30 protein-coding genes are annotated in these 22,373 nt (G+C 42.6%); 11 read left to right on the top strand and 19 right to left on the bottom strand.

Going from position 1 to position 22,373, the window contains the following annotated elements; genetic code table 11:
• Window positions 1-2: 2 nt before the first annotated feature.
• Both Q1B03_RS18960 and Q1B03_RS18955 read left to right on the top strand, forming a co-directional pair.
• Window positions 3-872 (top strand): Cof-type HAD-IIB family hydrolase, encoded by an 870-nt coding sequence (locus Q1B03_RS18960; protein ID WP_299745250.1) that lies wholly within the window; start codon window positions 3-5, stop codon window positions 870-872.
• 56 nt (window positions 873-928) lie between these two features.
• Window positions 929-2,026 carry a sorbosone dehydrogenase family protein gene (locus Q1B03_RS18955; RefSeq protein WP_299745247.1) on the top strand — a complete coding sequence of 366 codons (1,098 nt, stop codon included), beginning with the start codon at window positions 929-931 and terminating at the stop codon, window positions 2,024-2,026.
• 76 nt (window positions 2,027-2,102) lie between these two features.
• Here the strand turns inward: Q1B03_RS18955 and Q1B03_RS22205 are convergent, their stop codons facing one another.
• The 15 genes from Q1B03_RS22205 to Q1B03_RS18885 all read right to left on the bottom strand — a co-directional run bounded on the left by Q1B03_RS22205 (window position 2,103) and on the right by Q1B03_RS18885 (window position 11,473).
• Window positions 2,103-2,201 (bottom strand): putative holin-like toxin, encoded by a 99-nt coding sequence (locus Q1B03_RS22205; protein WP_366141312.1) that lies wholly within the window; start codon window positions 2,199-2,201, stop codon window positions 2,103-2,105.
• 171 nt (window positions 2,202-2,372) lie between these two features.
• Window positions 2,373-2,525 carry a hypothetical protein gene (locus tag Q1B03_RS18950; protein ID WP_299745244.1) on the bottom strand — a complete coding sequence of 51 codons (153 nt, stop codon included), beginning with the start codon at window positions 2,523-2,525 and terminating at the stop codon, window positions 2,373-2,375.
• A 22-nt stretch (window positions 2,526-2,547) separates the two neighbouring features.
• Window positions 2,548-2,700 carry a YvrJ family protein gene (locus Q1B03_RS18945; protein ID WP_299745241.1) on the bottom strand — a complete coding sequence of 51 codons (153 nt, stop codon included), beginning with the start codon at window positions 2,698-2,700 and terminating at the stop codon, window positions 2,548-2,550.
• Between the two features lie 48 nt (window positions 2,701-2,748).
• Window positions 2,749-3,297 (bottom strand): N-acetylmuramoyl-L-alanine amidase, encoded by a 549-nt coding sequence (locus Q1B03_RS18940; protein WP_299745238.1) that lies wholly within the window; start codon window positions 3,295-3,297, stop codon window positions 2,749-2,751.
• 20 nt (window positions 3,298-3,317) lie between these two features.
• Window positions 3,318-3,950 carry a D-Ala-D-Ala carboxypeptidase family metallohydrolase gene (locus Q1B03_RS18935; RefSeq protein ID WP_299745236.1) on the bottom strand — a complete coding sequence of 211 codons (633 nt, stop codon included), beginning with the start codon at window positions 3,948-3,950 and terminating at the stop codon, window positions 3,318-3,320.
• Window positions 3,951-4,163: 213 nt separating this feature from the next.
• Window positions 4,164-4,385 (bottom strand): hypothetical protein, encoded by a 222-nt coding sequence (locus Q1B03_RS18930; RefSeq protein ID WP_299745233.1) that lies wholly within the window; start codon window positions 4,383-4,385, stop codon window positions 4,164-4,166.
• Window positions 4,386-4,388: 3 nt separating this feature from the next.
• Window positions 4,389-4,964, bottom strand: a complete 576-nt coding sequence (locus tag Q1B03_RS18925; RefSeq protein ID WP_299745230.1) for a sigma-70 family RNA polymerase sigma factor — start codon at window positions 4,962-4,964, stop codon at window positions 4,389-4,391.
• Between the two features lie 261 nt (window positions 4,965-5,225).
• On the bottom strand, window positions 5,226-6,020 hold the full coding sequence (locus tag Q1B03_RS18920; protein ID WP_299745227.1) for an SDR family NAD(P)-dependent oxidoreductase: 795 nt from the start codon (window positions 6,018-6,020) through the stop codon (window positions 5,226-5,228).
• Window positions 6,021-6,299: 279 nt separating this feature from the next.
• Window positions 6,300-6,947, bottom strand: a complete 648-nt coding sequence (locus Q1B03_RS18915) for a TetR/AcrR family transcriptional regulator (protein ID WP_299745224.1) — start codon at window positions 6,945-6,947, stop codon at window positions 6,300-6,302.
• A gap of 30 nt (window positions 6,948-6,977) precedes the next feature.
• On the bottom strand, window positions 6,978-7,994 hold the full coding sequence (locus Q1B03_RS18910) for an ABC transporter permease (protein WP_299745221.1): 1,017 nt from the start codon (window positions 7,992-7,994) through the stop codon (window positions 6,978-6,980).
• Window positions 7,984-8,721 (bottom strand): ABC transporter ATP-binding protein, encoded by a 738-nt coding sequence (locus tag Q1B03_RS18905; RefSeq protein WP_341357188.1) that lies wholly within the window; start codon window positions 8,719-8,721, stop codon window positions 7,984-7,986. The genes Q1B03_RS18910 and Q1B03_RS18905 overlap by 11 nt, the downstream gene beginning before the upstream one ends.
• 174 nt (window positions 8,722-8,895) lie before the next feature.
• Window positions 8,896-9,579: a bacillithiol biosynthesis deacetylase BshB2 gene (gene bshB2 / locus Q1B03_RS18900; RefSeq protein WP_299745215.1), complete on the bottom strand. Its 684-nt coding sequence runs from the start codon at window positions 9,577-9,579 to the stop codon at window positions 8,896-8,898.
• A gap of 34 nt (window positions 9,580-9,613) precedes the next feature.
• Window positions 9,614-9,961, bottom strand: a complete 348-nt coding sequence (locus Q1B03_RS18895; protein ID WP_299745212.1) for a YojF family protein — start codon at window positions 9,959-9,961, stop codon at window positions 9,614-9,616.
• A gap of 184 nt (window positions 9,962-10,145) precedes the next feature.
• Window positions 10,146-10,955 (bottom strand): pyridoxine/pyridoxal/pyridoxamine kinase, encoded by an 810-nt coding sequence (gene pdxK / locus Q1B03_RS18890; RefSeq protein ID WP_299745210.1) that lies wholly within the window; start codon window positions 10,953-10,955, stop codon window positions 10,146-10,148.
• Window positions 10,956-11,122: 167 nt separating this feature from the next.
• On the bottom strand, window positions 11,123-11,473 hold the full coding sequence (locus tag Q1B03_RS18885; protein WP_044340173.1) for a general stress protein: 351 nt from the start codon (window positions 11,471-11,473) through the stop codon (window positions 11,123-11,125).
• A 153-nt stretch (window positions 11,474-11,626) separates the two neighbouring features.
• Between Q1B03_RS18885 and Q1B03_RS18880 the strand changes: the two genes are divergently transcribed.
• From Q1B03_RS18880 to Q1B03_RS18860, 4 genes are all read left to right on the top strand, one after another.
• The gene (locus Q1B03_RS18880; protein ID WP_299745193.1) at window positions 11,627-12,385 is read left to right on the top strand and encodes a DUF4230 domain-containing protein; all 759 of its coding nucleotides are present in this window, start codon (window positions 11,627-11,629) and stop codon (window positions 12,383-12,385) included.
• A 15-nt stretch (window positions 12,386-12,400) separates the two neighbouring features.
• Complete coding sequence (locus Q1B03_RS18875; protein ID WP_299745190.1) at window positions 12,401-13,072, top strand: uracil-DNA glycosylase; 672 nt, start codon at window positions 12,401-12,403, stop codon at window positions 13,070-13,072.
• A gap of 378 nt (window positions 13,073-13,450) precedes the next feature.
• Window positions 13,451-13,744: a YwdI family protein gene (locus Q1B03_RS18865; protein ID WP_299745184.1), complete on the top strand. Its 294-nt coding sequence runs from the start codon at window positions 13,451-13,453 to the stop codon at window positions 13,742-13,744.
• A gap of 29 nt (window positions 13,745-13,773) precedes the next feature.
• The gene (locus tag Q1B03_RS18860; RefSeq protein ID WP_044340168.1) at window positions 13,774-14,145 is read left to right on the top strand and encodes a DUF423 domain-containing protein; all 372 of its coding nucleotides are present in this window, start codon (window positions 13,774-13,776) and stop codon (window positions 14,143-14,145) included.
• A 47-nt stretch (window positions 14,146-14,192) separates the two neighbouring features.
• Here Q1B03_RS18860 and gerQ read toward each other — a convergent pair whose 3' ends face one another.
• The 3 genes from gerQ to hemQ all read right to left on the bottom strand — a co-directional run bounded on the left by gerQ (window position 14,193) and on the right by hemQ (window position 16,128).
• The gene (gene gerQ / locus Q1B03_RS18855) at window positions 14,193-14,636 is read right to left on the bottom strand and encodes a spore coat protein GerQ (protein ID WP_299745619.1); all 444 of its coding nucleotides are present in this window, start codon (window positions 14,634-14,636) and stop codon (window positions 14,193-14,195) included.
• Between the two features lie 51 nt (window positions 14,637-14,687).
• The gene (locus Q1B03_RS18850; RefSeq protein ID WP_299745178.1) at window positions 14,688-15,110 is read right to left on the bottom strand and encodes a cell wall hydrolase; all 423 of its coding nucleotides are present in this window, start codon (window positions 15,108-15,110) and stop codon (window positions 14,688-14,690) included.
• A 271-nt stretch (window positions 15,111-15,381) separates the two neighbouring features.
• Entirely contained in the window at window positions 15,382-16,128 is a 747-nt protein-coding gene (gene hemQ / locus Q1B03_RS18845; RefSeq protein ID WP_299745175.1) for a hydrogen peroxide-dependent heme synthase, read from the bottom strand.
• A gap of 308 nt (window positions 16,129-16,436) precedes the next feature.
• Here hemQ and pta point away from each other — a divergent pair, with 308 nt between their 5' ends.
• Window positions 16,437-17,408: a phosphate acetyltransferase gene (gene pta / locus Q1B03_RS18840; RefSeq protein WP_299745172.1), complete on the top strand. Its 972-nt coding sequence runs from the start codon at window positions 16,437-16,439 to the stop codon at window positions 17,406-17,408.
• Window positions 17,409-17,703: 295 nt separating this feature from the next.
• Window positions 17,704-18,546 (top strand): lipoate--protein ligase family protein, encoded by an 843-nt coding sequence (locus Q1B03_RS18835; protein ID WP_299745169.1) that lies wholly within the window; start codon window positions 17,704-17,706, stop codon window positions 18,544-18,546.
• Between the two features lie 114 nt (window positions 18,547-18,660).
• On the opposite strand, the gene Q1B03_RS18830 is transcribed toward Q1B03_RS18835, so the two are convergent.
• The gene (locus Q1B03_RS18830) at window positions 18,661-19,473 is read right to left on the bottom strand and encodes an RsfA family transcriptional regulator (RefSeq protein ID WP_299745617.1); all 813 of its coding nucleotides are present in this window, start codon (window positions 19,471-19,473) and stop codon (window positions 18,661-18,663) included.
• A 246-nt stretch (window positions 19,474-19,719) separates the two neighbouring features.
• Between Q1B03_RS18830 and Q1B03_RS18825 the strand changes: the two genes are divergently transcribed.
• The 3 genes from Q1B03_RS18825 to Q1B03_RS18815 all read left to right on the top strand — a co-directional run bounded on the left by Q1B03_RS18825 (window position 19,720) and on the right by Q1B03_RS18815 (window position 22,082).
• Window positions 19,720-19,944: a DUF1450 domain-containing protein gene (locus Q1B03_RS18825; RefSeq protein ID WP_044340592.1), complete on the top strand. Its 225-nt coding sequence runs from the start codon at window positions 19,720-19,722 to the stop codon at window positions 19,942-19,944.
• A 268-nt stretch (window positions 19,945-20,212) separates the two neighbouring features.
• The gene (locus tag Q1B03_RS18820; RefSeq protein WP_299745165.1) at window positions 20,213-21,514 is read left to right on the top strand and encodes an HD domain-containing protein; all 1,302 of its coding nucleotides are present in this window, start codon (window positions 20,213-20,215) and stop codon (window positions 21,512-21,514) included.
• Between the two features lie 58 nt (window positions 21,515-21,572).
• Complete coding sequence (locus Q1B03_RS18815; protein WP_299745162.1) at window positions 21,573-22,082, top strand: YwgA family protein; 510 nt, start codon at window positions 21,573-21,575, stop codon at window positions 22,080-22,082.
• The last annotated feature ends 291 nt before the right edge of the window (window positions 22,083-22,373 follow it).

Below are 22,373 nucleotides of genomic sequence, written 5' to 3'. Positions count from 1 at the left end.
TTATGATTACATGTATTGCAACAGATATGGATGGAACCCTTTTAAATGAAAATCAAGAGATCAGTGAAGCAAACAAACAGGCCATACTGGATGCTCAGCAAAGAGGAGTTGAAGTGATTGTTGCCACAGGAAGATCGTATGAAGAAGCCAGATATGTCATAAAGGAAGCTGGCATCTCATGCGATATTATTTGTGCCAACGGTGCCGAGGTTCGAAATAAAAAAGGTGAAATCGTTTATCAGGCCGGTATTGAATCAACACGGGCGAAAGAAATCGCCGCTGCACTAAACGAGACGGGCATTTACTTTGAAATATACACTGATCAAGGAACGTATACTGAAAACTATGAAATGGGGATCGAGCTGATTGTCGACATTTTTACAACAGCCAATCCAAATGTGTCGGAAAAACAAGTGAGACAGGCAGCAAAAGAACGATTTGAAAAAGGTCATATTAAATTGGTCGATGATTATGGGATCCTTTTCGAAGATTCTTCTCAACTTGTTTACAAATTTCTTGTTTTCTCTTTTGATGAAAAGCAATTAACAGAAGCGAACGAAAAATTACATGAAATAGCTGGCATCGCGATCAGCTCATCTGGTAAAGAAAATATTGAAGTGAATAGTCTGGAAGCTCAAAAAGGAGTCGCTCTGCAAAAACTTCTGGATGACAAAGGGCTTTCAGTCAAAAATGCAATGGCCATGGGCGATAACCTTAATGATCTATCCATGATGAGAGTAGTTGGAAGACCAGTTGCCATGGGAAATGCCCTTGATCAGGTAAAAGAATTCTGTTCGTTTATCACCGCAACCAACCGTGAGGACGGTGTCGCAAAAGCGATTCAAGAGGCTCTTCAACAGACGGCTAAGTAATGAGAACATCTTACTTTGTCCATAATGGTTAAAAAGTGAATAAGGGAGCTAAAAAATTGAGAAACCAAAAAAATCGCAGTTGGTTCTTATTCGTCATTGGTCTTACCTTACTACTTAATGCCTGCTCAATGGGACAGCCAGATGGACAGCAGGAAGAAAGTGAATCCGTCAGCAAACCGAGTGTCGAAAGCAACGTGATCGCCCAGGACCTCTCCATTCCCTGGTCGATAAATAAGCTCGGTGATGATTTCTACCTCACCCAGAGAACGGGTGATATTGTTGAAATACGTGATGGAAAAAAAACGGTCGTGAAAACCAATCTTTCAAAACCGTTATCGAAGCGACCTGAAGCGGGATTACTGGGATTTGTGCTTCACCCGGACTTCAAGACTAATCAACAGGCTTATGCCTACTACACATACGATGAATCTGGAGACCCTTACAACCGGGTAGTGGTATTGCAACGAACGGAAAACGGGTGGAGCGAGGAAAAAGTGCTACTGGACCGAATTCCAAGCGGTCAATACCACCATGGGGGAAGACTTGAAATCGGTCCGGATAACAAGCTCTACATTACGGCAGGGGATGCCACCCAACAGGATAAGGCCCAGGATCTCTCCTTTCTTGGCGGAAAAATTCTTCGGATGAATTTGGATGGGGGAATACCGGACGACAATCCATTTAAGGATTCATACGTTTACAGTTACGGCCATCGCAATCCTCAGGGACTTGCCTGGAACGAAGCCGGGGAGCTATATGCAACGGAGCACGGACCAAATGGATATGATGAAGTGAATCGTATCGAAGCTGGTAACAACTATGGCTGGCCAAAGATTACAGGGGATGAAAAAGAGGATTCATTGATTTCGCCTCTCGCTCACTCCGGCGAACCTTCATGGGCCCCGTCAGGAGCTGCCTTTTGGAATGAGGATTTAGTGTTTGCATCTCTCGCTGGTCAAAGTGTGAAGAGATTTGACCCCGAAACCCGGAAGGTATCGGACTTGCTTACAGGTTTCGGCAGGATTCGCGATGTATTTGTGGAAGGGGATACCCTTTACTTTGTCTCAAATAACACAGATGGCCGCGGAATTCCCCGTGAAAATGATGATAAATTGTATGAAGTGAATTTGAATTCACTTAAAATTGAGGAATAGAGGTTTGGAACCTTCTTTAGCATTGAGCTGGGGAAGGTTTTTTCCTTTCAAAAAAATAACACGCTCTTCAGCGTGTTTATGAATTCTTATTCTCATCATTGTCTTTAAATTTTAGAATAGCGATCACAAACATCCCAAAGCTGAGCATCAGAGATAAAACTTCAAATGTATTCATGTATACATCGCCTCCTTACTTAAAGGCTTCCCGGACTAAGGATTGTCCTATACGCTTTGAAAAAATAAAAAAACATGAAACCTCTAAGATAAGTGTTTCATGTTTGATAATATACTCAGGATATGACTGATACAGCATCAACGTATAGAAAAAAAGGTTGAGCATCGCGGCTCAACCTTTTACATGTGCTTCATTCACATTAAGCAAGATGATACTCAATGAAAGTAAAATCAACGTTACCCAATAATTGTTATTCATTAATAGGAGAGTAATTCCCGAGCAGCTAAGCAATACAGCGATGGACCCCCAAACAAATTTGATCAATTTACATATCCTCCAGCTTCAACTATTTCTCGTTTTTACTAAACGCTTTAGATAGGGAGTGGATGGCCAATTCCAGCTGCTCCAATTTCTTCTCCAGTTTCACCAATAAAAAGAGTGTGACGGCAATGGGAAATCCGAAATTTCCTAGTAATTGAACAAATACGGAATAATCCATTGTAACTCCTCCTTAGGTGCAAGCCGGCCTAAGCCAGCCTGCGTTTTGTTAAGGTTTGAGATTAAGTGCTTTTGCTATTCCAGCTGCAGTGGCGTTGGCCAACCCAGTAAGAAAGATTGGATCTTTTAAGAGATTCGTATCATTCACGCTGTCGATAAACAGGTTTTCCAGTAATATCGCGGGCATAGCGGTTTCTCTTAATACCGCGAAGTTCGCTTCCTTTTGTCCACGATCTCTTAATCCGTATTTTGAGTAAAAATTCATTAATTCCCCGTGGAGGACATCTTGTCTTCTTCCCGTTTCAGAGGCTGCTGAACCTGGATAAATAAAGCTTTCAAACCCTGTACCACCGCCGGCATTATGGTGAAGGGATACAAAGTAAGAGGCGCCTAATCCATTTGCAAAATCCGCCCGCTCTGATAATCCTGCGTATACATCCGTTTCTCTTGTTAAACGAACATCCACCACAAAGTTGTCTTCTAAAACTTTCTGAACCTTTAATCCGATATCCAGCGTGAGATTTTTCTCCTGCAGTCCGTTTCCAACAGCGCCTGGGTCTGTTCCCCCGTGACCTGGATCAAGTACAATGATTGGCATAATTTTATTTCCTCCCTTCCTTAAGCCCAGTAAAACGATTGAGAACCATAAGGATACTCGATACGGCTATCAACATGAACAAATGTTGTATATTTAATGATCCCGCTAAATCCGCATGTTTTGGCAATTTCAGCTACTTGAGCAGGCGTTTTCCTTGAAGGATCAACATCGGCTGCGATTCCGTAAGTGTGCATACTATTTGAGGCACCGCCGACATTTCGGTTATGAGTGATGCTTCTGAATCCAGAATTGATCACAACAGGCGGATTCCCAAGTTTTTTACGAAGAGCTTCAAGCTTGTACATTAATCGTCGTACATTCTCCTTAACTTGAGTAGAGCCGACATTTCCTCCCGAGAAGCCGCTTCCGTCCTTCGAATAGAATTCACTGAAAGCAAAGTTGACCGTCGAGCCGTCGCTTGCTTCAAGGGCGTTCAATTTGCTATGTGTTTGCGGTCCTGCGATTCCGTCAGCTGAAAGACCGTATGCACTTTGGAATCGTTTAACAGCAGCTTCCGTTCCCGGTCCGAATGCTCCATCCACCGACACATAAGTTTGGGAAGGGGAACCTGCTGCCCATCCTGCAACTCGAATCTGAAGTTCCTTTACATCGCTGCCTGAATCACCTTGTCGTAATGTTCTTGTCCAATTCATTCATCATCGCTCCCTTTGTATGTTTGAGGCAAAAAGGGATGAAGAGAAAGAAAGACCATCCCAATCTCTCTCACTCTGTTTTGTTTGCCTTACACTCTATAAAGAAGAATAGGGGGGCGAAATGACAACCTGCAGCCGGAAGTTTTTGAGGAAACTCGATTCAGCATAGAAAAAGGACAAGCACCCACAGGTTTTGTGAGTGTTTGTCCTTTTTTATTGTTTATTTAAATCAAATAATCCTGGTACATTCTCTAATGAATAATCCCTGACATAACGTATCACTTTGATCTTTAACTCTTGTTCAAGATCGTCTCTATTTTCTACTCTGGTTAAATACAATGATTTCTTTATTTTCGGTTCGAAGGTTTGTATGACGTTCGTTTCATATGCTGTGTTACATTGAGCTTCTTTTACCAGGTCATATAATATTCCCATGCTTTATGATTCTCCTTTTTCTAAAATTGTTTTTAAGGTGCTTAATGCTTTTCGATGAGTTTTTGATACAGCCTGTTGAGATATGCCAAGAATTCGTGATATTTCAGTATCATTGAATTCCTGTACATAAGCTAAGTCGAGAATTAGCTTTTGTTTGTCTGTTAACGCTTCATATGCCTGAAGCAATTCTTCATTCTCAAGGCACTCTGTTAAGGTCGAATAGTTTGCAAAAGGGGGTATTTCTGATGCAGGATCGGGCACAAGATCAATAAAAGATCCGCCTTCATGATCGACTTTGTTATCAAGGGTCAAAGGATGACGTTCACTATATTTCCTAACATGTTTGTCAAAGTTCACACTGTGAAAATAGAGGGATGAACTGACGTATGAGGTAAACCGAATATCAAAGTAATGGGCCTTAAAGGCTTCGTTTAAACGTTCTTCCTTACGCGCGCTCGGGTGACATAAAAAATCTTCTATTAATTTCTGATTTTCCGTTTGACTGATAAAGGAATCAACAGCTTTATTATGTTTGAGATGAGGATAATGACGATAAAATTTCCTAATTAACGAATCCATTTTTTCACCACCAACAGAACGTATGTTCGATTTTGAAGTAAAAAAAAGAGGAGAAAGATCTCTCAGCTTTTACTTTATAAAGAAGCGATAGGGTTCAATTCCACAACCTTCTTCTCAATTATCGTTCCATAGTACTATTTATTAAACCATAATTTACTGAATGGTGTAAGTGATGAATGCACTAATTTTTACTTTTTATCCACTTATTAACTTACTAAAGGAACACCGTTCGTGCTTGAACGGTGTTCTGTAAGGGGTTTATCAACGCATCACGCTTCCTCCTGAAATCTTCACCGACTCTCCAACAATATTCACGGCGGCATCACTTAATAGATACACAATCGTATTCGCGACCTCGGTCGGTGAGGTCAACCGTCCAGAGGGGATACTGTCTTTCGCGATCTCTAATTGCTCCTCATAGCTTCTGCCTTCTCGTTCGCCTTTTGATTTGATGGCGTTTCGTCCCATTTCGGTATCTACATAACCGGGGCAAATGGCATTCACTCGTATATTGTTTTCAATTGCTTCATGGGCAAATGCCTGGGTAAACCCGGTGACCGCAAATTTGGATGCACTATACGCACTATTGCCGTGAGTTCCTCTCAGTCCTGAAAGGGAGGAGATGTTGACGATGGATCCACTCCCTCTATCCTTCATTTGTTTATATACTGCCTGTGAGAGTTGGACCAATGAGAAATAGTTCAACTCCATGATCTCTCGTGCAACTTCTTCTGATAACTTCTCTACCATATCACCACCGCCTATTCCAGCAGAATTAACGAGACCGGTGATGGGGCCATGTTCTTCAATAGCGGATGATAGCAGCTGTTCCAGGTCCTGAGCGTTTGTAAGGTCTGCCTTATACATGAAGACCCTGTTTGGATCCTGACACTCATCTTTTAGTTGATTCAGCTTTTCTTCATTTCTGCCTGTGATGGTTACCTTGGCTCCGACCTGCACTGCCACTTTCGCCGTTTCGAATCCGATGCCGCCTGTTGCACCAGTGATGAGAATATGTTGTTCTTTCAATGTACTCTCGTGGAAAAGAAAACTCATTTTTCTACCTCCTTGTGCTGATAGTAGGTTTTACCCGTTTAGGTCAGGGGGGAAACGAACGGAGGGGTAAGTCATTCAGGGAGAATTGAAAATAAAATCTGGGATTTGAAAACAAATCATGGAAAATTGGAAATGAAATCAGAAATTTGAAAATAAACTCCTCCAAATAGGTAGGAGACGGCTTAAATTAAGCTTTCGAGTGGCAACTTCAGTTCTGTTTCCGGCTTTCTAAACTAAAAAAGAGCTCCAAATTGAATATTTGGAGCTCTTCCCACACTTTTATCCCTTCCCAATCCCATTCACAATCATCTGCACTGTCATCTCGATTTCCTTCTCATCATCCCAATCTTCTTCGGGAAGGAGGAGATACCGGACCAGGAGCAATCCGAAGATACTGGTGGCTGAAAACCGAACAACCGCCGGAGAAGGCAAGTCTATTATTTGTCCTTTTTCCTTGTAATAATCGACGAGTCGGACGAATTTCCCGAACACTTTTTCAGCGATATGCTCTTTGAATTGTTCTTTTAATTCCGGATGAAAAGGGATTTCCTGTATTAAAATCTTAAAAGCGGTCATGTTCTCTTTTAAAAACTCCTGTCGGTTAAGAATCATGGCTTTAAGGAAATCCTCATACCGATCATACTTCGCATCTAACACTTTATTAATATCCCGGATCACAAACGGAGCAATCAGTTTGGCCATCGTAGGAGATACGATGGAAAGAAGCAGGTCCTTCTTCGTCTTATAATGCCTGAAGATGGTTCCTTCTGCGACGCCGGCTTTTTTGGCGATTTGGCTGGTAGAGGTGGAGGCATAGCCTTTTTCAGCGAACATTTCAATAGCTGCTTCTACTATTTTCTGTTGTTTCTCCGTCAGTGTTTCCTCTTGGTCAAATAGATGCTTGAATAGATTATTATCTTCTAACATGCTTAAACCCCTAACTTGTCGTTTCTCACCCTATATTTTACGGTATTTTCGTAGGGCTGCAACATTAAGAACAATAAAGAGTAAAGAAAATCCAATAAGCACGGATAGGTTAAAGAGCAGGTTTTCAAAGGCAAAACCTCTTATCATCACATCCCTTAATGCATCCGCTGCGTAATAAAGAGGGGTGATCGGTCCAATCCAGCTTAGCCATCCAGAAATCGTATCCAAGTTAAATAATCCTGAAAAGAAAATTTGCGGTAAGACCACTATTGGAATAAACTGCATCATCTGTAATTCATTCTTGGCAAAAGCAGATAACAATATTCCTAATGTAAGAGCTGTAAACGATAGGGAGACAATGATAATCAACAGATTGAAAAAGCTTCCTTTCATCATCATGTCCAACACATAAATCGAATACCAGGAAATCAATGATGCTTGAAGAAGGGTGACGATGCCGAATCCAATCACGTAGCTTGCGACCATCTCCCAAATCTTGATCGGTGAAGCAAGCAATCTTTCAAGTGTCCCGGTCGTTCTTTCTCTCAAGAATGATACCCCGCTGATTAAAAACACAAAGAAGAAGACGAAAAATCCAAGAAGTACAGGGCCAAAGGAGTCAAACATCTCCATATCCTTGCTTCCGTACACATACTCTATTTGATCTGATAGTTTTTGAGAGTTGGCGGGAAACAAAGTTTGAACTTTCTTCATCACAGCCCCGTTGACAGTGGGGTCACTGCCTTCAATGACGATGGAAGGACTGGTTGGATCATCGAATGAAATATAGCCATCCAACTTGCCATTTTTAATATCTCTTAACGCTTTATCCGTACCTGGATATGTTTCAAAATCACTTGTATCGACCTTTGCTTCAAGCTGTTGTGGCAAATCCACAATCGCCACCTTGGCATCGTAATCATCAGAGTTAAATACGAGGGACAACATACTCAGAATCAATAAAGGAGCTAGAAACATCAAGGCCAATGTTCGTTTGTCCCTGAGCAGCTGTTGAAGAATCCGAATGACAAACCCTCTAATCCTCAATGGTAACACCTCCATTTTTCAAAAATACATCTTCAATCGAAGTCACCCCATAGGTTCCTTTAATGGCATCCGGCGTATCACTTGAAATGATTTCTCCATGCTGTAATAGACCTAACCGGTCGCATCTTTCTGCTTCATCCATCACATGGGTTGTAATGATAAGGGTTCTGCCTTCTTCCTTAAGACGTTGAAAGCTATCCCATATTTCCTTTCTTAAAACGGGATCAATCCCAACGGTCGGTTCATCCAAAAATAAAACCTCGGGATCATGTAAGAGGGCAATGGCAAGGGACAGTCTTCTTTTCATGCCTCCTGAATACTGATGAACAGGTTTATGAAGGTGATCCAGAAGGTCGACGGTCGTCATCACTTTCTCCATTTGTTCGTTTCGTTTCTTTTTCTTTAATCCATAGAGAGAAGCCATGAAAGATAAATTTTCTTTCGCTGTCAGCTCATCATATAGGGCATCTGATTGAGCCATATATCCGATGGTTGGGTACAGCTCTTTTGCTTTCAGCTTGTTCCCTTTGAAGGTTACACTCCCTGTCGATGGGGTTTCGAGTCCGATCATAAGTTTGATCAACGTCGTTTTGCCCGAGCCAGAGGGGCCCAATAATCCATAGATATCTCCTCTTGGTATGTTAAGAGATACATTTCTTAACACTTCTTGAGAGCCGAATGACTTGGACAGCCCGTTCAATTGGATGATGGAATTCAATTGAATCACACCTTTCAGAAGTTAGTGAGTGGTTACTCACTTTTAATATAAGGTATGCAGAGTGACTTGTAAAGTGAGTAATCACTCATTAATTAGTTGTATTTATTGTATTCACCAAATTACCCATTAGAAGAGCACAATAAAAAAAGAGCTCGAGCAAAGCCCAAACTCTTTTCATAATCATTATTCTACTTTGTCATTTCCCCACTGGTAACTCCAAAATCGTTCCACTGTCACCCATTTTAGGGCTTCGGGATCATTTTGTTGAATGCCTTTTTCCAAATCCTTCAGCATCCACGCTGTTTGAGAAATGTGAGCCTTCATGGCACCGATTTTTTGATCTTTAACAGGTGTGATATCAACAAGGATATCAGGCTGACCTAATTCTACTTCGCAATCCTTTGAGAAAGCAAGGCAGTGAAGCTTCGGTCTTGATTCTTTTGGCAAGCGTCGAACGGCACGGACCACGGCTCTTGCTGTTGCTTCATGATCGGGATGAACAGAGTAGTCCGGGTAGAACGTGATGATGAGTGAAGGGTTTAATTCTTCAATTAACTCTGTCACCATGTTTGAAAGTTTCTCATCATTTTCGAATTCAAGGGTCTTATCCCGGTATCCCATCATGCGTAAATCCTGGATTCCCATCACATCGGCCGCTTTTTGTAATTCTTTTTTACGAATCTGTGGAAGCGATTCTCTTGTTGCGAAAGGTGGGTTTCCTAAGTTTCTTCCCATTTCCCCTAACGTGAGGCAGGCATAGGTGACGGGCGTTCCATTTTTTACGTGAGTGGAAATGGTTCCTGATACACCAAATGCTTCATCATCGGGATGTGGAAAGATGACAAGTACTTGTCTTTCTTTTTCCATGTTGACCTCTCCTTTTATAGTTGGTTCATATCGTTTAGTTAAAAGGTGTCGGGCTGATTTCAAGGGCAACGGCAAGTTTTCCATCGGCACCGTGTCCTGCAAGTAACAGGCGACCCTGTTCATCAAATTCATAATGAGTCAGTCCTTCAGCATAAATCCAGCCGATCTCAATTTTCAATCCGACACGGTAAGGTCCGTCCCCAATGATTTTTCCGTGCTCATAGTTGACTTTCGCGTTTCTTATATAGGCTCCGGCAGAAAAGAAACCTTCATTAAAGTGAGAAGCATAGGCTCCGTTGGTAGTTTCTAAATGTATATAAACGTCCTGACGAGCAAGTTGGGTAATGATCCCGTGCACATCAGCAATCTTGATCGGTTCCATCTTTTTTCCTCCTTAGATACAGAAAAGACTCTTAACCATTATGTACTATCTTACTAAAATTCATGAGTGATTGCGAAAAGTATGATTGAGGAGGAGAGAGTGGAATTCGACAGGAGAGGTCTTTGTCCCTCAAAAAAAGTGCCAGGCACAAAATGGTTCTTTCGTGCCTGGCACCGGTCCAAGATTATTTTTCGAATCGGTTGTAAGCTCCGTGCATGACAGGACCTACGTATTCGTTCAGTTTGAAACCATGTTTGATGGCTGCTGTAACGAATGTTTTCGCGTTTTGTACCGCTTCTTTCACGTCTTGTCCATTTGCAAGGTTTGACGTGATGGCTGCTGCGAATGTACAGCCAGCACCGTGGTTGTACGTCGTTTCTACTTTTTCTTCTTCTAGCAGAGTGAATTCGTTTCCGTCATAGAATAAATCAAGAGCTTTATCGTGTTGTAATTGCTTTCCACCCTTGATGACAACATTTTTCGCCCCAAGATCGTGGATTTTCTTTGCGGCTTCCTTCATTTCATCAATGGTCTTGATCGGACCAGACCCGGCAAGCTGACCTGCTTCGAATAGGTTAGGAGTTACCACAGTGGCACGCTTGAGCAAATGCTCTCTCATGGCATCCGTTGTTTCAGGGTTTAATACTTCATCTTCACCCTTACATACCATTACTGGGTCGATGACGACTTTATCCAACCCGAATGCATCTATTTTCTTCGCTGCAAGCTCAATGATTTCAACTGTACCGAGCATGCCTGTTTTCATGGCATCGATTCCGACAGAAAGAACCGTTTCCAGTTGTGCTTCCAATGTATCAATGGATAGTGGATGAACCTGGTGATGCCAATGGTTGTTCGGATCCATTGTAACAACCGTTGTAAGAGCAGTCATGCCATACACGCCATGCTCCTGGAATGTTTTAAGATCGGCTTGGATCCCGGCTCCACCGCTTGTATCGGATCCAGCGATCGTAAGGGTTTTTTTTAATGTCATGGTTGCATTCCTCCTAAGAAAGTAACTCGTTATAATTGTAAAAGTAAAAGTCTGACTAAAGAATATAATAAGGTGCGGGTAAATACAAATTCTTTTGGCTATTACAAAAAAAGACGCCGGGAATGATTTCCTCGGGCGTCTTTTGGAATTGAATGAATCGTTAATACTTAGAATGGTTTCGCATTATTATTTGTTGCTTCTTTGGAAGCGACGATGACAAGTTTACCTTTATCCAGTTCTTCTTCATAGGCATCCGCTTCTGCCTGGTTCATCCCCACGGACTTCATTTTCGACCGTAATTCATCTCCGCGGCTGTTGAATAGATTACCCATGGACTCAATGATTCCCTGTTCTTTTATACCAGTGGATTCCGTATGGGTTGCCTCGGTGATGTGTTCAGAACGATGTTTGTCGTGTGCAAACACATAGATTTCATCTTTAGAGTAACCTTCACTTGTAAACATTTCTATTTCTCTTTTCGCTTCTACCACATTTTCAGCAGTTTGAACTTTATACATGATCATACCCTCCATTTAATTTTAATGTCTTGTCCCTTCTTTTCCCGGTTGTAGGAAATTAAAACTTCCATAATATAGAAATGGTTTTGGGAGAATAATTGTTTCCAAGATTCTACATTATTTCCTATAATAGAAGAGAGGAAGGTGAAGCATTTGACAAATCAATACAAGAAAATACAAGAAATTGAAGCGATTTTAGCAGATTTGAAAGCGAGTGAGAGAGAAACCAGTGCCTCTTTGGCGTATGAGAATAGAAGCAGTAGACGTTTTTCGGCTTGGAAATTAGCAACATCCGTTCTGTCCTTTTGGAAAAATAGAGTGTTGTTGATTCTCCTTCTTTTCATCCTATTAGTAGGAGGAGTATCCATAGGGGTCTATTCATGGCTATCCGGATCCACCTTTACAGAAGAGAAGGGGGCTTTTGTAGAGAGGATTCAAGAAATGAGTTCATTGGCGACGGCTCAAGGATTTGTAAAGGCTGTAATCGAACAGGAGGATAATCAATTATTTGGGAAAGACATCAATACAGATCTACCCGGGACAAAACGGAAGCTTCTGATGGTGGTCCCTGGAACCGTCCTGGCAGGGGTTGATTTACAGGGAATCGATGAAGACAATATAGTAGTTAATGAAGAGAAGAAAGAAATTCAATTAACCCTGCCACGTGCTGAGATTCTGCAGGACCCTTCCATTGATACTGAGAACATTAAGACCTTCTCCGTAGAAGGGATTTTCAGAAATGATGTGGACTGGAACGAAGGGTTTGCCCTTGCGGAAGTGGCCAAGGACCAAATCAGTCAGGAAGCGGTTGAGCAGGGGTTGCTTCAAGCCGCGGAGAAAAATGCTGAGAAATCATTGAAGGGTTTCTTTGAACAATTAGGCTATGACGTTACGATTCAATTTCAGGACTAGAAAGGATGTCTAACAGTGACGACGATTTTTCAAAACGATTGGGCAGACATTCTGGAAGATGAACTTCAGATGGAATATTATCAGACCTTGAGAGAATGGCTTAAAGGGGAATATGAAGCGAACACAACTTATCCTTCTATGCATGATATCTTCAATGCTTTTCATTACACAGCGTACGAAGACGTGAAAGTTGTATTGCTTGGACAAGATCCTTATCATGGACCGAATCAGGCAGAAGGCTTAAGCTTTTCTGTCAAAAAAGGAGTCAAGGTTCCTCCGTCATTACGAAATATGTACAAAGAACTTCAGGATGATATCGGATGCCCGATCCCTGCCCATGGCTCCCTGGTGAAATGGGCAGAGCAAGGCGTCCTGCTGTTAAATACGGTATTAACCGTGCAAGATGGGAAGGCCCACTCCCACCGGGGAAAAGGGTGGGAACAATTCACAGATCATGTCATCTCGATCCTGAATGAACGAGAGAAGCCGATGGTGTTTATTTTATGGGGGAAACCTGCTCAGGCGAAGCAGTCGTTCATTGATTCTTCCAAGCACTATATCGTCACGGCTCCTCATCCGAGCCCGTTATCCGCACACCGGGGTTTCTTTGGAAGTAAACCATATTCAAAAACAAACGAGTTTTTACGGGAACAAGGGATAAAAGAGATTGACTGGTGTATCGAATAACCGGATGTTTCACGTGAAACAATGGATGGCCCCTCGTATATGGAGGGGTTTATTTTGTAGGGGGGCGCCAAATGAAAAACGAGAAGCGTATAAATTGCTTTCAATGTCATTATTTCTATACCACCTGGGAGCAGGCTCATCCCCGGGGTTGTAAAGGCTACGGGTTCAAAACGAAATCCATGCCTTCACTGGTGGTTTTTCAATCCTCGGGGAGTCCTTGTCTGAAATTCAGGCCTAAACAGAGATGATGACGAGAAGATATTTGCGAAATCTTTCATTTAGAATTAGGATAATGATGTAGGTCATCTCTAGGAAGTACATACTCTAAGTAAAACGATAAATCATGTACGGGAAGACTTGTGGAAGGAGTCATCAATTGTGAATATCCCGCATCAATCATTAATAAAGAAAATAGAAAACGAACTCGGAAAAGCAAAATCAGCCGAAAAGTCACAGCAAATTCGTGAGCATGTGTATTCAATAAAGGCTCTATGCGAGGTTTTGTTGGAGGAAAACCACGGGGCATCTACTGCAGCACCTTCGTTTCAACTTCAACAAACATTGCCATATTTACAGGAATCACAACCGAGTCAGAAGCCTGTCACCATCCAGAAAGAAGAGCCTCTGGAAACGGATGATGGAGCGAATGGAAATTCTTTATTCGATTTTTAATCACTAAGTGAAGAAGGAGCAGGACCATTATGAAAACATTTATTATCATTGGAGCAATCAACGCCTTTTTATCTGTCGCTTTAGGAGCTTTCGGTGCCCACGCCTTGGAAGGGAAGATCTCTCAGAAGTATATTGACACATGGAACACTGGAGTCCTGTATCAAATGTTCCACGCCATCGGAATCATCATCGTCGGGGTCCTCATGGGAAATGTGACACCTACATCCTTACTGTCATGGTCCGGATGGCTGATGCTGATTGGAACGATTTTATTCTCAGGAAGCCTTTATGTACTGAGTCTATCTGGAATTAAGGTACTTGGAGCGATCACTCCTCTTGGTGGGGTGAGCTTCCTAGTTGCATGGGTGCTTCTGATTATGTTTGCAGCGAAAACATTATAAAATGAAAATACCCTGTAAGGAAAATGATTTCCTTACAGGGTATTTTTTTATCGTTGGGAATAGCCTTGCATAGAGCCGCCTGCTCCAAACGGATATTCATATTCAATTTCTTCATCAAATGTAATGTAGTCTAGATAAATCATTGGGATGAGGTACCTGGTCCCGGTTTGTGGATCACTCAGGATAAGATGATCACGGCCTGCCGCTTCGATGATTCCCTTGAAAATCTTTGCGTTCCACTCCTTGTTATTTTCAAACGTGGTATATACAGTCGCTACTTTTCCTTTGTTCAACCTGAGAATATTCTCGATATACGACTCTTCAATCGGAAGCATTCCAGGAACATTTTGAGAAGGTGCCGGAGCGCTCGTCGGTGGAGGTATTTGATAACCTCCACCACTTTGCTGCTGAGGATAATACTGGCCCTGACCTTGCCCTCCACCGTAATACTGACCATATGGATTATATGCTGATTGATTATACCCTTGCATATACGGGTTTGATTGTTGATTCGCCAAACCGAATACCTCCTTTTAATAAAGTTAATATACTTTTGGACAATCGCCTCTGGTGGGTTGATAGAAGCAGTGGGATTTGAATCGTCCTGAGTTTGCCTGGTTATACCATTGACCAGGACAGTCGCCTGCAGGTTTGAAAAACCATAGGGAGAATTGAGCAGGGTGATATCTGCCTCCTTTAATGGTCTTTCTTGCTAAATCGATTTCCTTTTGTCGTGCCCGTTGATAGAAGTAGCCTTTTTGAGTGGCCTCGAATCCACCTGGACTTTGAAACACCATGTCTTGAAGAGAAGCTAATTTCTTGAAGTCAAGGCAATCGGATCGTACTCGGTTCACCCCGACATTCCCTACCATCAGCATGCCAAGCTGTCCTTCTCCTTCGGCTTCAGCCCTCATCAGTCGAGCCAGGAGCTTTACCTCCTTCTCGTTATAAGGAATAACAGCCATATTCCCACCTCGCTTTAGGAGATGCTATATGTCTCACTATTTCATGTCTATGTGGGGGGAGAAAAATATATTCGTTTGTTTTTTTGAATGAGGGAGAGGCCATTTTTATTCAGATGAGTGGTTGTGTGAAAAATGGACCGTTCCTGTCCGTTCCAGGCACACTGATTGAAGAGCCCTTGCACAACCAAACTTATTGAACCACAATGTTTCCGAAAAGCGCCTTTTTCATAAAAAAACGACAAGCCGCAAGAGCTTGTCGTTTAGAGTGTATTTAGTTCACGTGAAGGAATTTCGCAATCGCTTCTTCTTTTAATAGATTACCTACGTAGAAGGTACCGAATTCGCCGTAGCGCGCACTTACTTCATCAAAACGCATTTCGTACACAAGCTTTTTGAATTGAAGCACGTCATCAGCAAATAAGGTAACACCCCACTCATAATCATCAAAACCGACAGAACCAGTAATGATCTGTTTTACTTTTCCTGCGTATTGACGACCGATCATGCCATGACTTCTCATCATGTCACGACGCTCTTCCATAGGAAGCATATACCAGTTATCATTCCCCTGGCGACGCTTGTCCATTGGGTAGAAGCAAATATGGTTCGCTTTCGGAAGGATCGGGTAGATACGTTCCTGTACATATGGATTCTCATAAGGATCGCCTTCAGAAGGCATGTAGTTACCAAGTTCCACAACGGAAACATAAGAGAATGTCGGAATCGTAAATTCAGCGATTTTCAGCTTGTTGAATTCATTTTCCAGCTCATTCAGTTCTTCCATCGTAGGACGAAGGATCATGAACATGAAGTCTGCTTTTTGACCAACGATGGTGTAAAGAGCGTGACTTCCTTCTTTTGCATCCTGCGTGCTGTTTAACTTATCTAAGAAACGGTGGAATTCAGCAATCGCTGAGGCTCTTTCTTCACTCGGAAGCATCTTCCAGGTAGTCCAATCCATCGCGCGAAAATCATGCAGGGAATACCAACCATCTAATGTTTGTGCCGGTTCTGCCAACGTAATCACTCCTTAAAGTACTTTTTCCAACTTTACTATATCATAGTTTGACCTTAGAGTAAGAATACAAAACCCAATGTCGATAAAATGGCACAAATAGTGGATAGGCAAGGGATATGTGGAACACACTATCTTAGTGGATTATTACATAGGCTTAGGGGTGTAGAGAAAAGGGTAGAAGGAAATAGGAATTATTAGAAAACAAAGACTTTTCCTATGAAACCGATAACATTTCCCCTTTTCCTTGAATTCCTATATGAGAAGAGTATTCTAAGATTGGATATGTATAAATCAAGGAGGTCCCTCTATTGAGCAACTTATTTACAACACTAACAGATAAAGTAAAAGGCAAAGAGTTAAAAATCGTTTTCCCTGAAGGTACAGATGAACGTATTCTGGCAGCAGCCTCCCGTTTAGCGAGTGACGGCATCTTGACACCGATCGTAGTCGGTAACGTGGATGAAGTCAATGCAAAAGCCGAGCAGCTTGGTGTGAAGCTTGACGGTTGTGACGTTGTAGACCCGGCATCATTCCCTGGAATGGACGAGCTTGTGAAGGCATTCGTAGAGCGCCGTAAAGGAAAAGCATCAGAAGAAGATGCGAAAAGAATCCTATTAGACGGAAACTATTTCGGAACGATGCTTGTATACACGGGCAAAGCTCACGGTCTTGTAAGTGGGGCAGCTCACTCGACAGCTGATACGGTTCGTCCGGCTCTTCAAATCATCAAAACAAAAGAAGGCGTCCGCAAAACGTCCGGTGTCTTCATCATGGTACGTGAAGAAGAGAAGTATGTATTCGCTGACTGTGCGATCAACATTTCACCTGACAGCCAGGATCTGGCTGAAATCGCGATCGAAAGTGCGAAAACAGCTGAAATGTTTGACATCGACCCACGAGTAGCAATGCTAAGCTTCTCTACAAAAGGTTCGGCTAAATCACCTGAAACGGAAAAAGTGGTTGAAGCCGTTTCCGTTGCAAAAGAAAAAGCACCGGAACTGACTGTCGACGGTGAATTCCAATTCGACGCTGCATTCGTCCCATCTGTAGCAGAGAAAAAAGCACCGGGTGCAGACATCCAAGGTAACGCGAATGTCTTTGTATTCCCGAGCCTTGAAGCAGGAAACATCGGGTACAAAATCGCCCAGCGTCTAGGAAACTTCGAAGCAGTCGGCCCAATCCTTCAAGGACTGAACGCACCTGTGAACGATCTTTCACGCGGCTGTAACGAAGAAGATGTGTATAAGCTTGCGTTGATTACGGCTGCTCAGGCGCTGTAATTTAATAGATGTTGTGAAGAAAGCCGGATCCTTTTGGGGTTCGGCTTTTTTTCGTTTGGGTGTGCTGGATTGGTTCCTGGCACCAGGAGAGACTTACCGTTTGGCTTGTTAAATATCACTCATTTTTTAACAGGCAAATATATCGGAACATTCATCTGTGAAAATGACCGTAGTTTTTAACAGGTAATCAACCTCAAACGAAAAGCGAACCCCCTTGGATTGTCCACCCCTTTTTAGCAACCCCGCCATTATATGATATAATGAGCTCGCATGTTGTGAGTGAAGGAGAAGCGTTATGGATAAGGAAAAAGCATATGCACTGCTTCGTCAAGATAGATGGAGAGTGATCGATCAATCAAGCTTGGGACCGATGTTCGGGGCACTGCAGTCGTTTGCCATGGATGATACGTTGTGCACGGCGATCGGAGCAGCTCAGTCAGACCCGACGGCACGCTCATGGGTTCACCATCATACGGTCGTACTGGGCATTCAGGATACAAAGCTGCCGTTTCTTTCTGATGCCTTGAAGGTGTTGGAAGAAGAAGGCTATCAATATATCGTAAGAAACTCCGGAGGCCTTGCCGTTGTATTGGATGAAGGAGTATTGAATCTATCATTGGTTTTCCCCGATTCAGAAAAAGGGATCGATATTAATCGTGGCTACGATGCCATGTGGTTACTTGTGAAGGATATGTTCAAGGACTTTGATGTGAAGATCGAGGCGAAGGAAATCACGCAGTCCTACTGTCCTGGAAGTTATGATTTAAGTATCAATGATCAAAAATTTGCGGGCATTTCTCAGCGCAGAATCCGAAATGGAGTAGCTGTACAGGTGTACCTTTGCGTCAATGGAAGCGGTTCTGAACGGGCGAGGCTGATTCAGCGTTTTTATGAGACCGGCTTGAAGGATGGAACGACGAAGTTTACGTTTCCTGTTATTGATCCTGAAGTGATGGCTTCTTTATCGGAACTGCTTGGAGTCGAGTTATCGATTCAAGACGTGATGCTCAGGTTCCTTCAGTCTTTAAAAGAGTTCAGCGGTGAATTTTATAGCAGTGCACTTCAAGGGGAAGAGTACGGAATGTATGAAATGTATTATCAGAGGGTCGTTGATCGGAATGAGAAGTTTTTGGGATAGAAGGGATGGCTGGACTTCGGTTGGAATGGGGTCCGGCTTTTTATGTTGGTGTCAGAATTGTCCACCCAACCAAAAAACCAGCACGCCCATAGACGCACTGGTTGGGAATCACGCTTATTCAGCTACTTTTTCTAAGTTTCCGTTACGGTCCATTTTGAATCGTGGCGCTTTGGCATCGTCTTCATCGAAAAGGACAAGCTTTCTTGCACGGTTCATGATTTGCATAAGTGTTTCGTAATCTTCCTGCATGGTGACGGAATTGTTTTCAAGAGCTTTGACTTTCTTTTCAAGCTCGCTGTTTTCTTTTCTGAGTTCGGCGATTTCTTGCTTTAATCTCTGATTCTCAATTTTTACATAGTCGGAATTCATGTTGGTTTGAGCCAGGTTTTGCAGGAACGCAATGACTTTCTCTAGTGTCACTTCACCCTTTAGTCCTGAAGGCTTTACCACATGGTTAGCTGCAGGTGCCTGCTGCGGAACGTAGGCTTGTTCTTCGCTTACTTCCACTTCAAAGTTCGGCGCTTCTTCGGACTCTTTCCCCAGTTGTTCCGTTTCTGGTACGTAGTTCTCGTATTGCTCGAATTCCATTTCTTCCTCAGCTTCAGACATTGATAGAGACATAGCGTCTAAATCTTCGAATGAAGGAGTAGGTGGCTGATATAAAAGCTTCTTCTTGCCGCCCTGATCTTTACCGAGGATGCGGTGGCGCTGCTTGCGTTGTTTTTTTGCTAGTTGAAGAGCTTTCTCGTATTGGTGACGCACCACTGCGTTCCAGCGGAAACCACATGCGGCAGATGTGCGGTTCAGTTTGTCTCCCACTTCTTCAAAGGCATTTAATTGTGTACTGCCTTCTCTTACATGACGAAGGACCGTTTCTGCTAATAATAGATCATTTTCTTCCGTCCAGGCATCCTGTCTTGTTTTCATCATCATTTCATCTCAACTCCCATAGTTTTCTTAAATGATTCGTTGGTTAAAGGATGGACAGTTTTATAGGTTTTTATACGAATATGTTAAATTTATTTTTTGTCTGCTAGTTTCGTTGTATAAGTGAGGATTCCCACAAGCTGGAAACGATGTTCTCTTGCAAAACATTGCAGAAAACTGTATTCTATAAATCGATGTTTACGACGAATGAAATCCATTTCAATAGATAGAAAGGGTTGTTGACAGATGGCAAACGAATTCCGTGTTTGCGATGATTGTCAGGCCGTTAACCTAAAAACCTTAATTCCCAAATTAAAAGAAATTGACCCGGAGGCACCGATCGATATTGCGTGTCAATCCTATTGTGGTCCAGGACGCAAGAAGACATTCGCCTTTGTGAATAATCGTCCTGTAGCGGCGTTGACTGAAGAAGAGCTAATGGAGAAAGTGATCAAGAAAATAAAGAAATAAAGGAAAACTTCCAGTGAGGGAGTTTTTTCTTTTCTATGGATAAAAATAAATAAAGGTTTGCGCCTCTTTGGAAAAGGAAACTAGTTAAGGGGTAGAGAATTATTATTTAGAGGTTTTGTCAAGCGTCCAACTTTTTTTGAAGGATTTGGAACGCTTGCGGTTGATCATTCAAAGGCCAAATACCTATTTTTTTCGACAAAATTCGAGATGAATACGAAGAAAAGAGTCGCTATAATAGAAATATGCTAGTTTAGGAAGAGGGTAGAAGATGGAGTATGCCAAGCAGAAATTACATGAAGAAAAAGTATTTAAAGACCCTGTTCATCGGTATGTTCATGTAAGGGATCGCGTGATTTGGGATTTGATTGGAACGAAAGAGTTTCAACGACTTCGCAGGATCAGGCAGCTGGGGACCACCTACCTGACCTTTCATGGTGCGGAACATAGCCGGTTCAATCATTCTCTTGGAGTGTATGAGATCATCCGCCGAATCGTGGACGATGTATTTGCCGGCAGGCCGGAGTGGAACCAGGATGAACGATTATTGTCTCTATGCGCTGCGTTATTACATGATCTTGGGCATGGACCGTTTTCTCATTCCTTTGAAAAAGTGTTTCACCTGGATCACGAGCATTTCACTCAAGCCATCATTTTAGGAGATACAGAGGTGAATGCGGTTCTCAGAAAAGTGGGACCGGATTTTCCGAAGCATGTAGCTGAAGTGATTGCGAAGACGTATGAGAACAAACTGGTAGTCAGCCTGATTTCAAGTCAGATCGATGCGGACCGAATGGATTATTTGCAGCGTGACGCTTATTTTACCGGAGTCAGCTACGGTCATTTCGATATGGAGAGAATTCTTCGTGTCATGAGACCCCGTGAAGACCAAGTGGTGATCAAACAAAGCGGAATGCATGCAGTGGAAGACTATATTATGAGCCGCTATCAGATGTACTGGCAGGTATATTTCCATCCGGTTACCCGGAGTGCAGAAGTGATTTTAACGAAGATTCTACATAGAGCGAAGGAGCTCCATGAAGAGTCTTATTCCTTTAAGCAAAGCCCGATCCATTTTTACTCCCTGTTTGAAGAAGAGGTTTCCCTTGAGGATTATTTAAAACTGGATGAAGCGGTCATTATGTATTATTTTCAAATTTGGCAGGAAGAAGAGGATCCGATTTTACGGGACTTATGTGAACGGTTCATGAACCGTAATTTATTTAAGTACGTGGAATTTGATCCGGCGAAGGAATATAAGAAGCACAGTGAGCTTGAAACCCTGTTTAAAAAAGCGGGGATCGATCCTGACTATTATTTAGTGGTAGACTCATCTTCAGACCTTCCATACGATTTCTACAGACCGGGCGAGGAAGAAGAACGGCTTCCGATTCATTTATTAATGAGAAATGATGACCTGCGCGAGTTATCGAGGCAGTCGGATATCGTCGATTCCATTTCCGGAAAACGCCGAACCGATCATAAATTATATTATCCGGTGGATTTACTATATGACGAATCAACGAAGAAAAATATTAAGAGACAAATACGTACGATCCTAGAACTGACATAAACGACGCGACACAATGAGGATCTACAAACGCAATACTAGGAGTAGGAGATGACGTACATTGTTGAAAGATCATGCAAAACTAATGAGTGCCTTCTTAGCCTCAGGTGAAGTGGTGGGAAGAAAAAAGCTTCAAAAGATGATCTTCATCGCGAAGAAGCTTGAATTCCCGTTTCAGGAAAAATTTCAGTTCCATTTTTATGGTCCGTATTCGGAAGAGCTTACGCTTCGGGTGGAAGAGCTCTGCAATATGGGATTCATCTCCGAGGTGAAGGAGAAAAAGGGCGGGTATTATCAATACCGCTACACCGTCACCAAAGAGGGAGAAGACTTCCTGCAAATATATGAAAAAGAAATGCCCTGCTTAGGAGATTGCCTGACCGATATGAACATTCAATCAGCACGCTTTCTTGAACTAGTTTCGACAGTCTTATATTTTGATAACCTTCCAAAAGAAGAAGTCGTGGAGAAAGTATTCACACTTAAGAGTAAGCAGAAATATACAACAGAAGAAATTGACGAAGCGTTCGCATACATCGAAGGATTAAAAATGAAAAAAATCGTCCAATAGTGGACGTTTTAATATGAATGATGGGGATCACTCTTTGGAGTGATCCCCTTTTTGGCAGGATCAGGTAAAATTTGGATAGGGTATCAAGCCGCCTCCGCTTTTCTATTGTACAGCTCCGGCGGCTAGTCCCTCGAGGTCATAAGCTAAATTGGCCAAAAAGGCAAAGAGCGCCTTTCCGGCAGGTTCGCCTTATGCTTGTCGCCTCTGGGCAAAGCCCTTCCGCTTTTCTACATGTCCAGCTCCAGGGGCTTGGGGCTCGAGGTCATAAGCCAAGTAACCCAAAAAGGCAAA

Origin of the sequence: uncultured Rossellomorea sp., from assembly GCF_947488365.1 — a bacterium.
Classification (GTDB): Bacteria; Bacillota; Bacilli; order Bacillales; family Bacillaceae_B; genus Rossellomorea.
This window is presented reverse-complemented; position numbering and strand designations above follow the sequence as displayed.